The sequence below is a fragment of the Kitasatospora sp. NPDC098663 genome (assembly GCF_044760075.1).
In the GTDB taxonomy this organism is placed as follows: Bacteria; Actinomycetota; Actinomycetes; order Streptomycetales; family Streptomycetaceae; genus Kitasatospora.
Genome location: NZ_JBIWAP010000047.1, coordinates 20,304 through 35,853, shown reverse-complemented (window position 1 = coordinate 35,853; position 15,550 = coordinate 20,304). Strand labels below are relative to the sequence as shown.

Annotated in this window: 16 protein-coding genes; 9 read left to right on the top strand and 7 right to left on the bottom strand. The window is 75.1% G+C overall.

Translation table 11 applies throughout. The annotated features are described in order from the left end of the window. The gene (locus ACIQVZ_RS35030; protein WP_063348267.1) at window positions 1–363 is read right to left on the bottom strand and encodes a DsrE family protein; all 363 of its coding nucleotides are present in this window, start codon (window positions 361–363) and stop codon (window positions 1–3) included. Between the two features lie 348 nt (window positions 364–711). Here ACIQVZ_RS35030 and ACIQVZ_RS35025 point away from each other — a divergent pair, with 348 nt between their 5' ends. From ACIQVZ_RS35025 to ACIQVZ_RS35015, 3 genes are all read left to right on the top strand, one after another. Further along, complete coding sequence (locus ACIQVZ_RS35025) at window positions 712–1,314, top strand: FABP family protein (protein ID WP_402455722.1); 603 nt, start codon at window positions 712–714, stop codon at window positions 1,312–1,314. A 106-nt stretch (window positions 1,315–1,420) separates the two neighbouring features. Next, entirely contained in the window at window positions 1,421–1,885 is a 465-nt protein-coding gene (locus ACIQVZ_RS35020) for a transcriptional repressor (RefSeq protein WP_350885175.1), read from the top strand. A gap of 10 nt (window positions 1,886–1,895) precedes the next feature. Next, window positions 1,896–2,858 (top strand): YgfZ/GcvT domain-containing protein, encoded by a 963-nt coding sequence (locus ACIQVZ_RS35015; RefSeq protein WP_402455719.1) that lies wholly within the window; start codon window positions 1,896–1,898, stop codon window positions 2,856–2,858. Window positions 2,859–2,877: 19 nt separating this feature from the next. Here ACIQVZ_RS35015 and dtd read toward each other — a convergent pair whose 3' ends face one another. Further along, window positions 2,878–3,318 (bottom strand): D-aminoacyl-tRNA deacylase, encoded by a 441-nt coding sequence (dtd, locus tag ACIQVZ_RS35010; RefSeq protein WP_363586563.1) that lies wholly within the window; start codon window positions 3,316–3,318, stop codon window positions 2,878–2,880. Window positions 3,319–3,840: 522 nt separating this feature from the next. Between dtd and ACIQVZ_RS35005 the strand changes: the two genes are divergently transcribed. From ACIQVZ_RS35005 to ACIQVZ_RS34995, 3 genes are all read left to right on the top strand, one after another. Beyond that, the gene (locus tag ACIQVZ_RS35005; RefSeq protein WP_402455716.1) at window positions 3,841–4,461 is read left to right on the top strand and encodes an ABC transporter substrate-binding protein; all 621 of its coding nucleotides are present in this window, start codon (window positions 3,841–3,843) and stop codon (window positions 4,459–4,461) included. A gap of 62 nt (window positions 4,462–4,523) precedes the next feature. Then, window positions 4,524–5,486 carry an asparaginase gene (locus ACIQVZ_RS35000; RefSeq protein ID WP_402455713.1) on the top strand — a complete coding sequence of 321 codons (963 nt, stop codon included), beginning with the start codon at window positions 4,524–4,526 and terminating at the stop codon, window positions 5,484–5,486. 186 nt (window positions 5,487–5,672) lie between these two features. Continuing rightward, window positions 5,673–5,882: a dodecin gene (locus ACIQVZ_RS34995; RefSeq protein WP_063348261.1), complete on the top strand. Its 210-nt coding sequence runs from the start codon at window positions 5,673–5,675 to the stop codon at window positions 5,880–5,882. 60 nt (window positions 5,883–5,942) lie between these two features. Here the strand turns inward: ACIQVZ_RS34995 and ACIQVZ_RS34990 are convergent, their stop codons facing one another. From ACIQVZ_RS34990 to ACIQVZ_RS34980, 3 genes are read right to left on the bottom strand one after another with little or no spacing between them, the layout of a single operon-like run. Beyond that, complete coding sequence (locus tag ACIQVZ_RS34990; RefSeq protein ID WP_402455710.1) at window positions 5,943–6,758, bottom strand: heme ABC transporter ATP-binding protein; 816 nt, start codon at window positions 6,756–6,758, stop codon at window positions 5,943–5,945. Next, window positions 6,755–7,816 (bottom strand): FecCD family ABC transporter permease, encoded by a 1,062-nt coding sequence (locus ACIQVZ_RS34985; RefSeq protein WP_402455708.1) that lies wholly within the window; start codon window positions 7,814–7,816, stop codon window positions 6,755–6,757. Before ACIQVZ_RS34985 ends, ACIQVZ_RS34990 begins: the two co-directional genes overlap by 4 nt. Beyond that, window positions 7,813–8,838 (bottom strand): hemin ABC transporter substrate-binding protein, encoded by a 1,026-nt coding sequence (locus ACIQVZ_RS34980; protein WP_402455706.1) that lies wholly within the window; start codon window positions 8,836–8,838, stop codon window positions 7,813–7,815. Before ACIQVZ_RS34980 ends, ACIQVZ_RS34985 begins: the two co-directional genes overlap by 4 nt. A gap of 185 nt (window positions 8,839–9,023) precedes the next feature. Here ACIQVZ_RS34980 and ACIQVZ_RS34975 point away from each other — a divergent pair, with 185 nt between their 5' ends. Together ACIQVZ_RS34975 and ACIQVZ_RS34970 are read left to right on the top strand one after the other, a co-directional pair. Further along, entirely contained in the window at window positions 9,024–10,601 is a 1,578-nt protein-coding gene (locus ACIQVZ_RS34975) for an HtaA domain-containing protein (RefSeq protein WP_402455704.1), read from the top strand. 57 nt (window positions 10,602–10,658) lie between these two features. Further along, window positions 10,659–12,320 (top strand): HtaA domain-containing protein, encoded by a 1,662-nt coding sequence (locus ACIQVZ_RS34970; RefSeq protein WP_402455701.1) that lies wholly within the window; start codon window positions 10,659–10,661, stop codon window positions 12,318–12,320. Window positions 12,321–12,415: 95 nt separating this feature from the next. Here ACIQVZ_RS34970 and ACIQVZ_RS34965 read toward each other — a convergent pair whose 3' ends face one another. After that, a complete protein-coding gene (locus tag ACIQVZ_RS34965) occupies window positions 12,416–13,084 on the bottom strand; it encodes a biliverdin-producing heme oxygenase (RefSeq protein ID WP_350885193.1) in 669 nt (222 codons plus the stop codon). A 216-nt stretch (window positions 13,085–13,300) separates the two neighbouring features. After that, on the bottom strand, window positions 13,301–13,792 hold the full coding sequence (locus tag ACIQVZ_RS34960) for an inorganic diphosphatase (RefSeq protein ID WP_063348256.1): 492 nt from the start codon (window positions 13,790–13,792) through the stop codon (window positions 13,301–13,303). Between the two features lie 76 nt (window positions 13,793–13,868). On the opposite strand from ACIQVZ_RS34960, the gene dacB reads away from it, so the two are divergent. After that, on the top strand, window positions 13,869–15,521 hold the full coding sequence (gene dacB, locus ACIQVZ_RS34955; protein WP_402455698.1) for a D-alanyl-D-alanine carboxypeptidase/D-alanyl-D-alanine-endopeptidase: 1,653 nt from the start codon (window positions 13,869–13,871) through the stop codon (window positions 15,519–15,521). Window positions 15,522–15,550: the final 29 nt, after the last annotated feature.

Below are 15,550 nucleotides of genomic sequence, written 5' to 3'. Positions count from 1 at the left end.
TCAGTAGACGAGTGCCTGGACGTTGTCCGCCATGATCTCGCTGACGAAGACCTGCGCGCCGGCGATCCGGACGCCCTCGACGGTGTCCTGCTGCACGATCCCCCGGCGGGCCGCACACTGGGTGCACAGCGTCACCGAGCCGCTCGCGAGGATCGCCTCCAGCAGGTCCGGAAGCGGTGCCGCGTGCGGCAGTTCGAACTCCGCCGCCCGCCCCGGCAGGGCGAACCAGGAGGACTCCCCGGTCAGCCAGAGCGAGACCTCGATCCCGCTGGCGACGGCCACCGCCGCGACGGTGAACGCCTGCGAACACCGCTCCGGCGCGTCGGCCCCGGCGGTGACCTTGATGACGAGTTTCTTCGACATGGCGCCACCTTAGAGGGCTCGCGGCCCCCGCTCGCCGTCATCCCGGGATCCCTTGGGGAAACCTTGGACGGCGGAGGAAAATCGGCGCGAACGATGACGTGGTGGGGCTCACCGCGACCGGCCGATGACCGGCGGATAGAGTGAGCGGCAGCAAAATCCACCACACTGTCGCCGCCTGGGAGCCACCCGTGTCCGGTCTGGAAATCTTCTTCGACGGTCTGCTGGCCCTCATGGCCGTGCTGATCACCTGGTTCGCCATCTTCTCGGTGATGAAGCTCTACCAGGGCCAGCGCTGATCCTGCCGTACGGTTGAGGCAGCCCACACCGACGACGACAGCGACCAGGAACATGATCGAGATCCCCTCCGACCTCCACAAGGACGTCGTCCCGCTCGCCTTCCTCCTCGGCACCTGGGAGGGCGCGGGCGTCTACGCCCCGTTGCCAGCTGAAGAGGGCCCTGGCACCGAGAAGTGCAACTTCGGCCAGGAGATCGTGATCCGGCACGACGGCCGGCCCTTCCTGGAGTTCCGCTCCCGCACCTGGGTGCTGGACAACGAGGGCGAGAAGGTCCGCCCGCTGGAGAACGAGCACGCGTTCTGGCGCATCACCAGCAACCACGACGGCACCAGCGGCGTCCGCGGGATCGAGATCTCGTCCGTCCGCGACGACGGCACCGTGGAGATCTGGTACGGCGAGCTGGCCGACGGCAAGCCGCAGATCGACGTCTCCACGGACGCGGTCGCCCGGATCGAGGGCTCGCCGGAGTACTCGGGCGGCAAGCGGCTGTACGGCTTCGTCAACGAGGAGCTGCTCTGGGTCGGCGAGAAGGCCGCCCCGAACGTGCCGCTGCGCCCGTACATGTCGGCCCAGCTGAAGAAGGTGCTCAGCCCGGCCCAGCTGATCAAGGACATCAACGACCTGCCGGACGACGGCATCGCGTTCTTCAAGTGAGCCCGGCGCTCCGCTGAGCGGTACGGCTTTCGCGTGAGGTAGGGACCGGCCGCCGGCCGGTCCCTACACTTGCCTCAGGACCCCCGACCTTGGCAGGGACAGCACCGTGGCGGACACCGGCACCACCGACTGGCAGCTCTCCGGCGACTGGAAGGCCGACCTGCGTGAACGCGGCTACCGGCTGACCCCGCAGCGGCAGCTCGTACTCGAAGCCGTCGACCGCCTCGACCACGCCACCCCCGACGACATCCTCTGCCACGTCCGGCAGACCGCGAGCGGCGTCAACATCTCCACCGTCTACCGGACCCTGGAGCTGCTGGAGGAACTCGGCCTGGTCTCGCACGCCCACCTCGGCCACGGCGCCCCGACCTACCACCTGGCCGGCCGCCACCACCACCTGCACCTGGTCTGTCGGGACTGCGACAAGGTCTCCGAGACCGGCACCGAGATCGCCGAGCCGCTGATCAGCAGCCTGCGCGAACAGCACGGCTTCGACACCGACCTCAAGCACTTCGCCATCTTCGGCCGCTGCGCCGACTGCACCGCCAAGCTCGCGGACGGCCGGTCGTAAGCTGGCCGGTATGAAGAGCCCGCTGCTGAGCCTGCCCGGAGCCGTCCCCGCCGAAGGCGCCGACGAGGGCGTCGCCGCCCACTACGGCGACATCTTCCGCGAGCAACGCAACCTCGCGCAGGGCACGGGCTTCGTGGACCTCTCGCACCGCGGCGTGCTCACCGTCACCGGCCAGGACCGCCTGGCCTGGCTGCACCTGCTGCTCACCCAGCACGTCAGCGCGCTGGCACCGCAGGAGGCCACCGAGGCGCTGGTGCTCTCCCCGAACGGGCACGTCGAGCACGCGCTCTACCTGGTCGACGACGGCACCACCACCTGGGCGCACGTCGAGCCGGGCACCCAGGAGGCGCTGCTGGGCTACCTGGAGAGCATGAAGTTCTTCTACCGGGTGGAGGTCGCCGACGCGACCGCCGAGTACGCCGTGGTGCACCTGCCGGCGGGCTCCACCGCCGCCGTCGAGGGTGCCGCTGCGGTGCGCGAACTCCCGTACGGGCGCGACCTGTTCGTGCCGCGCGCCGAGCTGGCGGAGCTGGCCGCCGGGTACGGCCCGGCGGCGGGGGTCTGGGCGTACGAGGCGCTGCGGATCGAGGGCCACCGGCCGCGGCTGGGCTTCGAGACCGACCACCGGACCATCCCGCACGAGGTGGACTGGCTGCGCACCGCCGTCCACCTGCAGAAGGGCTGCTACCGGGGACAGGAGACCGTCGCCCGGGTGCACAACCTGGGCCGGCCGCCGCGCCGGCTGGTCTTCCTGCACCTGGACGGCACCGAGGAGACGCTGCCCCCGCACGGGACGCAGGTGCGGCTGGCGGCCGAGCCGGACGGGCGCCCGCTCGGCTTCGTCACCTCCTCGGCCCGCCACCACGAGCTGGGGCCGATCGCGCTGGCGATCGTCAAGCGGAACGTCCCGGTGGACGCGGTGCTGCTGGCCGGGACGGTGCCGGGCACCCAGGACGTGATCGTCCCGCAGTAGCCCGTGCGCCCGGCCGCGGTCAGACCTCCACGAGGACGGTGAACGGGCCGTCGTTCACCAGCGCCACCTGCATGTCGGCGCCGAACCGGCCCGTCTCCACCTTGGCGCCGAGCGCGCGCAGTCGGGCGACCACCTCGTCCACCAGGGGCTCGGCGACCGGGCCGGGGGCGGCGGCGTTCCAGGTCGGGCGGCGGCCCTTGCGGGCGTCGCCGTAGAGGGTGAACTGGCTGATCACCAGCAGTGGGGCCCCGAGGTCGGAGCAGGACTGCTCGACGCCCTCGTCGTCGGCGGGCAGCAGCCGCAGCGTCCACAGCTTGCGGGCCAGCTGGGCCGCCTTGGCCGGGGTGTCCTCGTGGGTGACGCCGACCAGGACGCAGAGCCCGGGCCCCTCGATCGCGCCGACGGTCTCTCCGGCCACGGTCACCCTGGCCTCGGTCACTCGCTGCACCACTGCTCGCATGCCGCCATTGTGCCGGAGGCCCGGGGCGTGCCCGACGGGCACCCGGCGCCGTGCTCGCGGGGCACCCGGTGCCGTGCTCGGCGGCACCCGGGGCGTGCGGGAGGGGCGCGTGTGCAGGTGGTGCACGCTGGGTGGTGCGCGCCTGCGCAGGGTCGGGCGCCGCTCTTCCTGCGGAAAGGTCCGGTCATATCAGCCACCCCCGTTCGCCAGGGGGCCGTTCGGGTGCACGGGCGGTGCGCCCTCGCCGGGCGGGGTGGCACGCTGGTGGACCGTACGGAGGGCCCGGCGCGCCATATGGTCCGCCGCACCGGGCCGGGCTCGGCCGGGCGGTCGAGCCCGTAGGTCAGGCGTTCCGGCGGCATCGCCCCGGTGGGTGGTTCCGGCCGGGAACCGGAACCTTCGGGGGCGGCCGGGCGTGCCAACGGACGGGACGCGTGAGCCCGTCGGGGGACGGGTCGGACCGGCGGCAGGGACGCAGTGCCGCGAGCGGGCGGGATCGGACGACGGCAGGTGGGTTGGTTGATGGACGCGAGCAGCGCGGCGTGGGACCGGTCCGGGCACGTGGCGGAGGTCGCCGGGGGCGCCGGGGCCCTGGGCACGGCGATAGAGCCCGACCTGGAACGGCTGGGCCTGGACCAGCTGCGGATCCTGCGCCGGGAGACCCTGGAGCAGGAGGCCGACCTCTCCTACCTGCGGCGGCTGCTGCACGGGCGGATGGACATCCTGCGCGCCGAACTCGACCGCCGGCCCGGCGGTCCGGTCCGGGCGGTCGGGCCGGCCGGGGCGGGCGGCGCCGACGGGCCCCCCGGCGACCTGCTGGACCGCCTCCCGGCCATCCTGACCGACGCGCCCTCCACCGTGCGGCGCTCGGCCCGGCACGTCACGCTCGGGCCGCCGCGCGGCCACGAGTCCCAGCTGGAGGCGGCCGAGCTGATGGGGGACGTCCAGCTCGCCGACCTGGCCGCGCACCCGGCGGAGGAACTGATGGCCGCGCTGGAGCGGCTGCGCGCGCACGAGCGCGAGGTGTCCGGGCGGCGGCAGCGGCTGCTGCGGACGGCCGACGGTTGCAGCGCGGAGATCACCCGCAGGTACCGTGATGGGGAAGCACGGGTCGAGGACCTGCTCGCAGGGGGGCCGCTCTGACCGGGTGAGGTACCACGGGCGGGCGGGGCCCGGTCCACCCTCACCCCCGGAAGGCTCCCGCCATGTCCCAGTCCGCCACCCCGCCCGTCGTCCTCGCCGAGGTCATACGCTCGGGCTTCACCGAGGGCCGCCACCACGGCTCCCTGGTGCTGCTCGCCGCCGACGGCTCGGTGGAGTTCGCGCTCGGCGACCCCGACGCGCCGGTCTTCCCCCGGTCGACCGCCAAGCCGTTCCAGGCGGTGGCCACGCTGCGGGCCGGGCTGGCGATCGAGGGCGAACTGCTGGCGCTGGCCGCCTCCAGCCACTCCGCGGAATCGTTTCACCTCGACGGTGTCCGGACCATCCTGAGCTCCGCCGGGCTCGACGAGTCCGCCCTGCGCACCCCGGCCGACCTCCCGCTCGACGAGACCGAGGCGGAACTGCTGCTCGGCTCCGGCGGCCGCCGCGCCCCCGTCCTGATGGACTGCTCCGGCAAGCACGCCGGCTGGCTGGCCGCCTGCGTCGCCAACGGCTGGGACACCGCGAGCTACCTCGACCCCGGGCACCCGATCCAGCGGCTGGCCCGCGAGGCCCTGGAGGAGGGCACCGGCGAGACCGCCACGCACGCCGGGGTGGACGGCTGCGGCGCGCCGCTGCTGGCCGTCACGCTGACCGGCCTGGCCCGCGGCTACCGCGGCCTGGTGCTGGCCGCCGAGGGCACGGCGCCCCGCCGGGTGGCCGACGCCATGCGCGCCCACCCCGAGTACGTGGCTGGCACCCGCCGGGCCGACACCTGGCTGATGCGGGCCGTCCCCGGCGCGCTGTCCAAGATGGGCGCCGAGGCCGTCCAGGTGGTGGCGCTGCCGGACGGGCGGGCGCTCGCCTTCAAGATCGACGACGGCGGCGAGCGGGCCCGCGGCCCGGTGCTGGCGGCCGCGCTGCGCCGGCTCGGGGTGACCGGCGCGGACGCGACCGTCGAGCGGATCGGGGCGGCCCCGCTGCTGGGCGGCGGCGCCACGGTCGGGCAGGTGCGGGCGGCCTTCTAGCGGCCTCCTGCGGCCGCCCCGGGCTGTGCCGGCGCCCTTCCCGCGGCCTCTTCGGGGCCCGCAAGGGGCCTGCCGGCGGCCTTCCAGGGGAGGCGGGGAGGCCGGGGAGGCGGCCGTCGGCGTGCGGGCGGAGCGGCGGCGGTGCACGGTGGACCGGGGGCCGTCGCACAGCTGAGGGAGTCCGCCATGACTGACCACGTGTACCGGGTGACCGAGATCGTCGGATCCTCGACGGAGAGCGTCGACGCCGCGATCCGCAACGGGGTGGAGCGGGCCTCCCGGACGCTGCGCAACCTCGACTGGTTCGAGGTGACGCAGGTCCGGGGCCACCTGGAGGACGGCGGGGTGAAGCACTACCAGGTCGGACTGAAGCTCGGCTTCCGGCTGGAGGACTGAGCCCGCTTCCGCGGCCCGCTCACAGCCCCGCCGCTCCGCCGCCGCCGGCCCCGCGCCCGGTCAGCGTTCGGGCAGCACCAGCGGCACCCCGGTGCGCGGGTGCGCCAGCACCTCGACCGGGTGGCCGTACACCTCGCTGAGCAGCGGGGCGCGCAGCACCTCGGCGACCGGCCCGTCCGCGACCGTCGCCCCGGCGTCCAACAGCACCACCCGGTCCGCGTAGGCCGCCGCCAGGGACAGGTCGTGCAGCACCACGACCACGCCGTCCCCGGCGGCGGCGCGCTCCCGGGCGACCCGCAGCACCAGCTCCTGGTGGCGCAGGTCGAGGGCGGCGGTCGGCTCGTCCAGGAGCAGCAGCGGGGCGCGCTGGGCCAGCACCCGGGCCAGCGCCACCCGGGCCCGCTCGCCGCCGGACAGCGCGGTGAACGGGCGCCCGGCGAAGGCGGTGGACTCGGTGGCGGCCATCGCCTCGGCGACCACGGCCTCGTCCTCGGCGGCGGCCGCCGTGCCGGTCCAGGGGGCGCGGCCCATCCGGACCACCTCGTCGGCGGGGAACGGGAAGGACAACGCGGCGGACTGCGGCAGCAGCGCGCGGTGCAGGGCGAGCTCGGCGGCGCCGTAGCCGGCCAGCGGGCGGCCGCGCAGCCGGACCTCGCCGCCGTCCGGACGGACGTCGCCGGCCAGGACGGACAGCAGGGTGGACTTGCCGGCGCCGTTCGGCCCGAGCAGCGCGACCACCTCCCCGGCGGCGACCCGCACCGACGCGCCGTCCAGCAGGGCGCGCCCGCCGATGGTCAGCCGGACGGTCTCGGCGGTCAGCAACTCGCTTCCGGGTAGGGGCCGTTCGGGCACCTCCCGGGGGGTTCGCAATCTCATGCCCAGCCTCCCTGCCGGCTCCTGGTCCGGCGCAGCAGCCAGAAGAAGAACGGACTGCCGATCAGTGCGGTGAGCACCCCGAGCGGCAGCTCGGCCGGCTCGGCGACGGTGCGGGCGGCGAGGTCGGCGGCCACCAGGACCAGCGCGCCGCCGAGTGCCGAGGCGGGCAGCAGGAAGCGGTGGCCGGGCCCGGCCAGCATCCGCAGCAGGTGCGGGACGACCAGCCCGACGAAGCCGATGATGCCGCTGACCGCGACGGCCGCGGCGGTGAGCAGCGCGACGACGGTGATCAGCACCAGCCGCATCCGCTCGACGTCCACCCCGAGGTGGCGGGCCGGGCGTTCGCCGAGGGCCAGCAGGTCCAGCTTGCGGGCGTACAGCGGGGCGACGGCCAGGCCGACGGCGGCGAACGGCAGGACGGCGAGCACCTTGCCCCAGGTGGCCTGGGAGAGCGAGCCGAGCTGCCAGAAGGTGACCTGGCTGATCGCGGCGGAGTCGGCGGTGAACAGGAAGATCCCGATCAGCGCACCGCAGAAGGCGTTCACGGCGACCCCGGTGAGGATCAGGGTGACGACCTCGGTGCGTCCGCCGGCGCGGGCCATCAGGTACACCGCGTAGACGGTCAGCAGGCCGCTGGCGAAGGCGAAGGCGGTGATCGTCCAGCTGCCGAGGGTGTCCAGGCCGAGCACGATGCAGGCCACCGCGCCGACCGCGCCGCCCGAGGAGACGCCGATCACGGCGGGTTCGGCCAGCGGGTTGCCGAACACGCCCTGCATCAGCGCCCCGGCGCAGCCGAGCGAGCCGCCGACCAGCAGGGCGAGCACCACCCGGGGGAGCCGGACGTTCCACAGCACCGACTCGGGCACCCGGTCCAGGGCGTGCCCGCCGAGGCCGAGCCGGTGGGCGGCGGAGGCCAGGATGTCGCCGAGCGGGATGCGGTAGGCGCCGATGCCGGCGGCGAGCAGGGCGCAGAGCACCAGGGCGGCGGCGAGCCCGGCGGTGATCAGGGTGGTCCTGCTGACGGTGGGCGCGGTCTTCGCCCGTACGGCGGTGGTCACTTGGCGTCCGCCGGGTAGAGCTGGGCGGCGATCTCGCGGAGCACCTGGGGGGTGCGCGGGCCGTAGCTGAGCAGTTGGCCGTCCTCGATCGAGACGATCCGGCGGTCGAGGCCGGCCGGGGTCTGGGCGACGCCGGGCAGCTTGAGCAGGCCGTCGACGCCGCCGACCGAGTCCAGGCCCTTGCTCATCACGAGGATGGCGTCGGGTGCGGCCTTGACCAGGGCCTCGCTGGTGAGCGGGGTGAAGTCGCCGGTGAGGCCGGCGGCGGTGCCGGCGTCCTGGCCGCCGACCGCCTCGATCAGCGAGCCGGCGCCGGAGGCGGGCCCGCCGAGCAGGTAGACGGAGGCGCTGCCGCGCAGGTAGAGGAAGGCGACCTTGGGGTGGCGGGCGGCGGCCGGGGCGGCGGCCCTGGCCTCGTCGATCCGCTGTGCGGTGCGCTCCTTCAACTGCCGTCCGGAGTCCGGGACTCCGAGGGCGGCGGCGACGGTGTCGATGCGCGGGCCGACGTCGGCGAGCCGCTTGGCGTCGTCCAGGACGAGCAGCGGGACGCCGGCCGCGCGGATCTGCGCGATGGCCTCGGCCGGGCCGGTGGAGCGGTCGGCGAGGACGACGGTGGGGTGCAGTGACAGCACGCCCTCGGCGGACACGTCGTGGGCCTGGGTGATCACCGGCAGGGCGGCGGCCTGCTGGAAGGTGGTGGAGACGTCCCGGGCGACGACCTTGGGGCCGAGGCCGAGGCTGAAGACCAGCTCGGAGAGGCTGCCGTTGAGCGGGATGATCCGCTCGGCGCTGGTGACGGTGACCTGGCGGCCGTCGACGGAGGCGGTGGTGGCCGGGAGCTGCGGGACGGGCTCGACGGGCAGTGGTTCGACCGCGTCGGGGGCCCGGGAGGAGCTCGCCGCGGTCGCTCCGCCGGTGGTGCCGGACGGGCCGCAGGCGGTGAGGGCGAGCAGCAGGCCGAGGGCGAGCAGCAGGAGGGCGGGCCCGCGGGCCGCCCCGGTTCGGATCGTACTGCTGCTCAACGCGCTTCCCTTCGATGGGAGTTGTCGCCGCTCCGGTCCTGGTGGAGGGGTTGCGGCGGGACTCTTGACTCATATATTAGGTTAGCCTTACCTAGGTTTCGCAAGGGGGTCGGCATCGCGCCAGACCCCTCCCTTGCCGCGCCCTTCACCGCCACTGACCGCACCCCGCCGAGGAGTGATCCGCCGTGCCCCTGCCCAGCCGGCTCCGCCGTCTGGCCGCCACCCTGGTGGCCGCCCTCGCCGCCCTGCTGGCGGTGGGCCCGTCACCCGGCCCGGCGCACGCGGCGGAGGGCAAGGTCGCCGGCGGACGGCTGGACTGGGGCATCAAGCAGTCCTTCCTGACGTACATCACCGGGCCCATCGCCAAGGGGAGTTGGACGCTCAACGGCGGCGCGGCCACGGTCGGCGGCAGCACCTTCCGGTTCCACTCCGCGACCGGCGGCTACGACCCGGCGACCGGTGCGCTGACCGCCGCCTTCTCCGGCGGGGTCCGGTTCACCGGGCACCAGGAGAACGGCGCCAACGCGCTCGACCTGAGCCTCGGCCGGCTCACCGTCCGGGCCGTCCAGGGCGGCGCGGCCGGGCTGTACGCCGACGTCAGCAGCAAGTCCAAGGACACCGGGCAGGTCAGCAGCGCGAGCCAGGCCAAACTGGCCGAGCTCTCCCTGGCCGGCGTCGACCTGCGCGGCGCGGCCGGCACCCTGACGCTCAGCAACGTGCCGGGCACCCTCACCGACGCCGGGGCCAAGGCCTTCGGCAACTTCTACCCCGCCGGGACGGCCCTGGACCCGCTCACCCTCTCGGTCAACCTGCCCGCCGCGCAGCCGACTTCGCAGGCCCCGTCGCCGACCGCCGCGGCCACCCCCTCGGCGGCCGCCGTGCCGACGCCGTCGGCGACCGCCGAGGCCCCGACCGCTGAGGCCCCGACCACCCCGCCCGTCGCCCAGGCCCCCGCCAGGACCGAGTTCGCGAACGGCGCCCTCGACTGGGGCGTGCGCCGCACCTTCCGCGACTACGTCACCGGCGCGATCGCCCAGGGCCGCTGGGAACTCGGCGCCGGCGCGGCGGACGGCGGCGCCTACTTCCGCTGGACCCCGGCCAAGGGCGGCTACGACCCCGCCAACGGCGACCTCACCGCCGCCTTCACCGGCACCGTGCGCTTCACCGGCCTGCGCAGCGGCGACAGCTACGGCCTGGACCTCACCCTCGCCAACCCGGGCGTCACCGTGGCCGGCGGCCAGGGCCGACTGGTCGCGGACGTCTCCGGCCGGACCCCGGACGGCGCCACCCAGCAGCTCACCGGCGTCGAGCTGGCCGCGTTCGACCCGGCCGGCCTCAAGCCCGAGGGCGGCCTGCTGAAGGCCGTCGAGGTGCCGCTGAAGCTCACCGAGGGCGGCGCCAAGGCCTTCGGCGGCCTCTACCCGGCCGGCACCGAGATGGACCCGCTGAGCTTCGCCGTCGCGCTCGACCCGGCCGCCGCGCTGCCCCCGCTGCCCGACCTCGGCAGCGCCCCGGCCACCGCGCCGAGCACCACCGCGACCCCCACCGGCGACCCCTCCGCCGCGCCCGTCGCCGCCGCCTCCTCCCCGGGCGGCTTCCCGGTGGCGGCCGTGGCCGGCGGCGCCGTGCTGGTGGCCGCGCTCGCCGTGACCGGCGGCCTGCTCCTGCGGCGCCGCCGCGCGGCCGCCGCGTCGGGCGCGGCCGTCGACGGCGGTCCCGGCGACGGCCCCGGTGCCGCGCCGGGCCCCGGCGACGCGGCCTGACACCCCGGAGCGTCCCCCCGCTCCCTCCCCCCGCCCCATCCGAACGGAGTACCCACCATGTCCCGCAACCGCACCCGGCTGGCCGCCCTCGCGGCCGCCACCGCCGGCCTCGGCCTGACCGCCCTCGGCGCCCCCGCACTGGCCTTCGGCGCGGGCGGTCCCGGCAGCGTCACGTACGACACCGGCTCGCTGGACTGGGGTGTGAAGGCCAGCTTCCGCAGCTACGTCAGCGGCCCGGCCTCCCAGGGCGGCGCCATCGAACTGACCGGCGGCGCCACCACCAACGCCGACGGCACCTTCCACTTCGGCCTGGCGGGCGCCAGTTACGACCTCGCCACCCACGCGCTGAGCTCCTCCTTCACCGGCGGGGTCCGCTTCACCGCCCACCACGGCGCGCTGGACGTCGCCCTCAGCGACCTCAAGGTCACCACCGCCGGGACGACCGGCACGCTCACCGCCGACACCGCCTCCAAGGAGTCGATGGGCGCCACCGAGGTCACCCGACGGGACGACGTGCCGCTGGTGACGTTCACCGTCGGGCGGGACACCACCACCGGGGTGCCGACGGCGGCGAAGCTGACCGAGCAGGGCGCCAAGGCCTTCGCGGGCTTCTACGCGGCCGGGACGGACATGGACCCGCTGTCGCTGCTGCTGAAGCAGAGCCCGGCGACGCCGTCGCCGACCGCCACGGCGACCGCCACCGCTTCGCCGACGGCCCCGACCCCGACGTCGACGCCGTCCGCCACGGGCACGCCGACCGCCTCGCCGTCCGCCAGCGGTACGCCGTCGGCCACGCCCTCCGGCACGCCGTCGGCCACCTCGACGCCGTCCGCGACGCAGTCGCCGAGCGCCACCGCCTCGCCGTCCGCGAGCTCCACCCCGTCCGCGACCGGGACCCCGGCGCCCACCGGCGCCCCCGGCCGGCTGCCCGTGCTGAACGGCACCCTGGACTGGAAGGTCAAGGAGAGCTTCCGCGCGTACCTGGCCACCCCGATGGCGAGCGGCAAGGTCGAGTTCGGCGGCGGCGCGGCCGACTACCGCTTCGGCAACGCCACCGGCGGCTACAACACCACCGACCACTCGCTGACCGCCGCGTTCGACGGCTCGGTCCGCTTCCTCGGCCACCCCGGCAAGGACGGCTGGGCGCTCGACACCACGCTCTCCAAGCTGGGCCTGACGATCGACCAGGGCGGGGCCTTCCTGACCGCCGACGTGAACGGCAAGTCCCCTGACGGCAAGGCGACGTCGCTGAGCGGAGCGCGGATCGCCAAGCTGGACGTGCCCGCCTCCGCCCTGAAGCCGGTCGACGGCGTGGTGACGCTCTCCGGCGTCCCGGCCACGCTCACCGCCGAGGGCGTCCCGGTGTTCTCCAACTACCCGGCGGGCACGGCCCTGGACCCGGTCAGCGCCACCCTGGCGTTCGACAAGGACGCCAAGCTGCCGGCCACCCCGCCGACCTCCGGGTCCGGGTCCGGTGCCGGTGGCGCCGACCAGCCCGCCGGAGGCCAGGGTTCGGGCACCGGCACGGTCGGCGGCGCCTCGCTGACCACCGGCGGCGGCCTGACCGGTGCGGGCAGCGCGGGCGGTGCGGGCGGCGTGCTGGCCGCCACCGGTTCGCAGACCCCGGTGGTCCCGCTGCTGGCCACCGCGGCCGGTCTGCTGCTGGTCGGCGGCAGCGCCACCGTGCTGGTGCGCAACCGTCGCGGCGCGCGCTCCTGACGCACCCCCGGGACGCGCGGCGGCCCCGGCGAGCAACCGCTCGCCGGGGCCGATCCGTTGGCGCACCCGGGTGGGTGCGCCCTATGGAGAAACGTTCAGGCGCTCAGCGGGTAGCGCGCGTCCAGGTCCCGGAAGACCGCGCCGTTGAGCACGAAGGCCCGCTTGCACTCCTCGACCACCCGGCGCCGCTCCACCTCGTCCATCGCCAGCCCGGCGGCGTCGAGTCGCGCCCGGTACTCGCGCTTGAAGGCGGCCGGGTTGTCGACCTCCTCGAAGACGTAGAACCGCACGCCGTCGCCCTTGCGCTCGAAGCCCCAGGTCTTCTCGGCGATGCCGCGGATGATCTGACCGCCGGACAGGTCGCCCAGGTAGCGGGTGTAGTGGTGCGCGATGTATCCGGCCGGCCACGTCTCGGCCAGTTCCTCCACCCGCGCGACGTACGCGGCGGTGGCGGGCAGCGGCGCCAGGCCGTCCCGCCAGTCCGGCCCGCGCAGGTGCGCCAGGTCGCGCTCGATGGCGGCGGTGCGCAGCAGCGCCCGGTCGATGAAGGGCCCGGCGAGCGGGTGCTCCGCCAGGTGTCCGGCGCGGTCCTCCAGGGCCCGGTAGACGTACCAGAGCTGGCCGGTGAGGTCGGCGTAGGCCTCGACCCCGAGCCGTCCGCCCAGCAGGTGGCTCATGAACGAGGACTGCTCCGCAGCCTCGTGCTCCTCGCTGCTGGCGGTGCGGAGCGCGGTGGAGAACGGGACGGGTTCGGGCGTGGGCATGCGGCCTCCAGGATCGGATTCGGCCCCGACTGTTTTGGTTAGCCTAACCTAACGTTCCGTCTTGCCGACAGGCTGTCGGAAAAACCGGCCGCACCCGGCCCCGGACATGGCGAAGGCCGGGGCCCGCGGACGAATCCGCGAACCCCGGCCTCCGGCTGCCCCGACCTACCTCGAACTGCTCAGAACGATCTGATCGAACGAGATCGGAACGACGGCTCAGTGACCGCCCTGCTCCGCCAGACGCTTGATCGAAGCGGTGACCTCGGCCTCGGCCTCGGCGCGGCCGACCCAGTTGGCGCCCTCGACGGACTTGCCGGGCTCCAGGTCCTTGTAGACCTCGAAGAAGTGCTGGATCTCCAGACGGTCGAACTCCGACACGTGGTGGATGTCCCGCAGGTGCTCCCAGCGCGGGTCGGTGGCCGGGACGCACAGCAGCTTGTCGTCGCCGCCGGCCTCGTCGGTCATCTGGAACATGCCGATGGCACGGCACTTGATGAGGCAACCCGGGAAGGTCGGCTCGTCCAGGATCACCAGCGCGTCCAGCGGGTCGCCGTCCTCGCCGAGCGTGCCCTCCACGTAGCCGTAGTCGGCCGGGTAGCGGGTCGAGGTGAAGAGCATCCGGTCGAGCCGCAGCCGGCCGCTCTCGTGGTCGACCTCGTACTTGTTACGAGAGCCCTTCGGGATTTCGATAAGGACGTCGAATTCCAACGGTTCCTCCAAGGTAGGGACTGACAGAATCCAAGTGTCTCCTACGGGAGTGAGTGCTCAGGAAAGGGGCCGGTCGGTGGGAGCAGGGGTCGGGGCGGCACGCCGCCGCAGGGGGACGGCCGCTGGGCTGTTCGGAGCGGCCCTGCTGGTCGCCGGAACGGTCCTGACCTCGGGCGGAGCGTACGCGCAGCCCTCCCCGGGCCCCGGCGGCCACAGCACCGGGCACGGCGAGGGCGACGGCCGGGGTGACGGCCGGGACGGCCACGACGGCGGGAAGGGCGGCCGGGGGAGGGGCGACGGCAAGTCCAGGCCGGGCGACACCCCGGCCACCCGCCCGGGCGAACAGCCCGCCACCTTCGGCACCGCCGCCGGCTCCGCGCCCACCGGCACCGGCTCCACGGGCCCCACCGGCTCGGCCCCCGCCCCGGGCGGCGGCGCCCGCCCGGCCCCCGCCCCCGGCGCCGTCCTGGCCACCGTCGACGTCGGCGGCTCCGCCGCCGCACCCAGCGCCCAGGGCCTCCAGCAGGCGCTCGCCGCCGCCGTCGCCGACAAGAACCTCGGCACCGTCACCTTCGCCGTCGCGGACGCCGCCAGCGGCCAACTCCTGTACGGCTCCGGCGAGAACACCCCGGGCACCCCCGCCTCCACCACCAAACTGGCCACCGCGATCGCGGCCCTGTCGCTGATCCCCGGCGACACCCGGCTGACCACCCGGGTGGTCCGGGGCGCGGACCCCGGCACGATCACCCTGGTCGGCGGCGGCGACCCGACGCTCACCGCGCTGCCCGCCGACCAGGTCCAGATCGGCGGCCAGGCGGCCGACGCCGACACCGCCCCCGCCTCGCTCGACGCCCTGGCCCGGCAGACCGCCGCCGCCCTCAAGGCCGCCGGCACCACCACCGTCAAGCTCGACTACGACCTGTCGATGTACACGGGCAACCCGCAGCACAAGAACCACGACGCGCAGAACATCGCCCTGGTCGTCCCGCTGATGGCCGACGAGGGCAGGGTGGACCCGAAAAGCCGCGACGAGGCGCCGGCCCGGGTCGCCGACCCGGCCGGGAAGGCCGCCGAGAGCTTCGCCGCCCTGCTCAAGGCCCAGGGCGTCACCGTCGACGGCACGGCCAAGCCCGCCGCCGCCCCGGCCGCCCCCGCCGCCACCGTCCTCGGCCGGGTGGACTCGCCGACCGTCGCCCGGCTGGTCGAACGCATGCTCACCACCTCCGACAACCAGCTCGCCGAGGCGATCGCCCGTCAGGCGGCGCTCGCCGCGGGCCAGCCGGCCGGCTTCGAGGGCGCGGCCACCGCCGTCACCCGTGAACTCGCCAAGCTGGGCGTGCCGATGACGGGCGTGTCCCTGAACGACGGCAGCGGACTGCACCCGGGCAACGCCGTCCCGCCGGCCGTCCTCGTCCGACTCCTCGCCCTGGCCGCCTCCGAGCAGCACCCGGCCCTGCGCCCGGTCCTCACCGGCCTGCCCGTCGCCGGCTTCACCGGCACCCTCGGCAAGCGCTACGGCACCGGCTCGGGCGCCGCCGACGCGGCCGGCCTGATCCGCGCCAAGACCGGGACCCTCAGCGGCGTCAACACCCTCGCCGGCACCGTCGTCGACGCCGACGGCCGCCTCCTCGCCTTCGCCGTCATGACCCGCACCACCGCCCCCGCCGACACCGCACGCGCCGCCATGGACCGCGTCGCCGCCCGCCTCGCCACCTGCGGCTGCCACTGACCCGCCCCCGCCCGCCCGCGACCCCCGCC

What these genes read in the sequence shown, in the direction of transcription:
- ACIQVZ_RS35005 (WP_402455716.1), top strand. Translation starts at nt 3,841, where the DNA reads ATGGACGCGAGCAGCGCGGCGTGGGACCGGTCCGGGCACGTGGCGGAG.
- ACIQVZ_RS35015 (WP_402455719.1), top strand. Translation starts at nt 1,896, where the DNA reads ATGAAGAGCCCGCTGCTGAGCCTGCCCGGAGCCGTCCCCGCCGAAGGC.
- ACIQVZ_RS35025 (WP_402455722.1), top strand. Translation starts at nt 712, where the DNA reads ATGATCGAGATCCCCTCCGACCTCCACAAGGACGTCGTCCCGCTCGCC.
- dtd (WP_363586563.1), bottom strand. Translation starts at nt 3,318, where the DNA reads ATGCGAGCAGTGGTGCAGCGAGTGACCGAGGCCAGGGTGACCGTGGCC.
- ACIQVZ_RS35030 (WP_063348267.1), bottom strand. Translation starts at nt 363, where the DNA reads ATGTCGAAGAAACTCGTCATCAAGGTCACCGCCGGGGCCGACGCGCCG.
- ACIQVZ_RS34995 (WP_063348261.1), top strand. Translation starts at nt 5,673, where the DNA reads ATGACTGACCACGTGTACCGGGTGACCGAGATCGTCGGATCCTCGACG.
- ACIQVZ_RS34990 (WP_402455710.1), bottom strand. Translation starts at nt 6,758, where the DNA reads ATGAGATTGCGAACCCCCCGGGAGGTGCCCGAACGGCCCCTACCCGGA.
- ACIQVZ_RS34970 (WP_402455701.1), top strand. Translation starts at nt 10,659, where the DNA reads ATGTCCCGCAACCGCACCCGGCTGGCCGCCCTCGCGGCCGCCACCGCC.
- ACIQVZ_RS34965 (WP_350885193.1), bottom strand. Translation starts at nt 13,084, where the DNA reads ATGCCCACGCCCGAACCCGTCCCGTTCTCCACCGCGCTCCGCACCGCC.
- ACIQVZ_RS35000 (WP_402455713.1), top strand. Translation starts at nt 4,524, where the DNA reads ATGTCCCAGTCCGCCACCCCGCCCGTCGTCCTCGCCGAGGTCATACGC.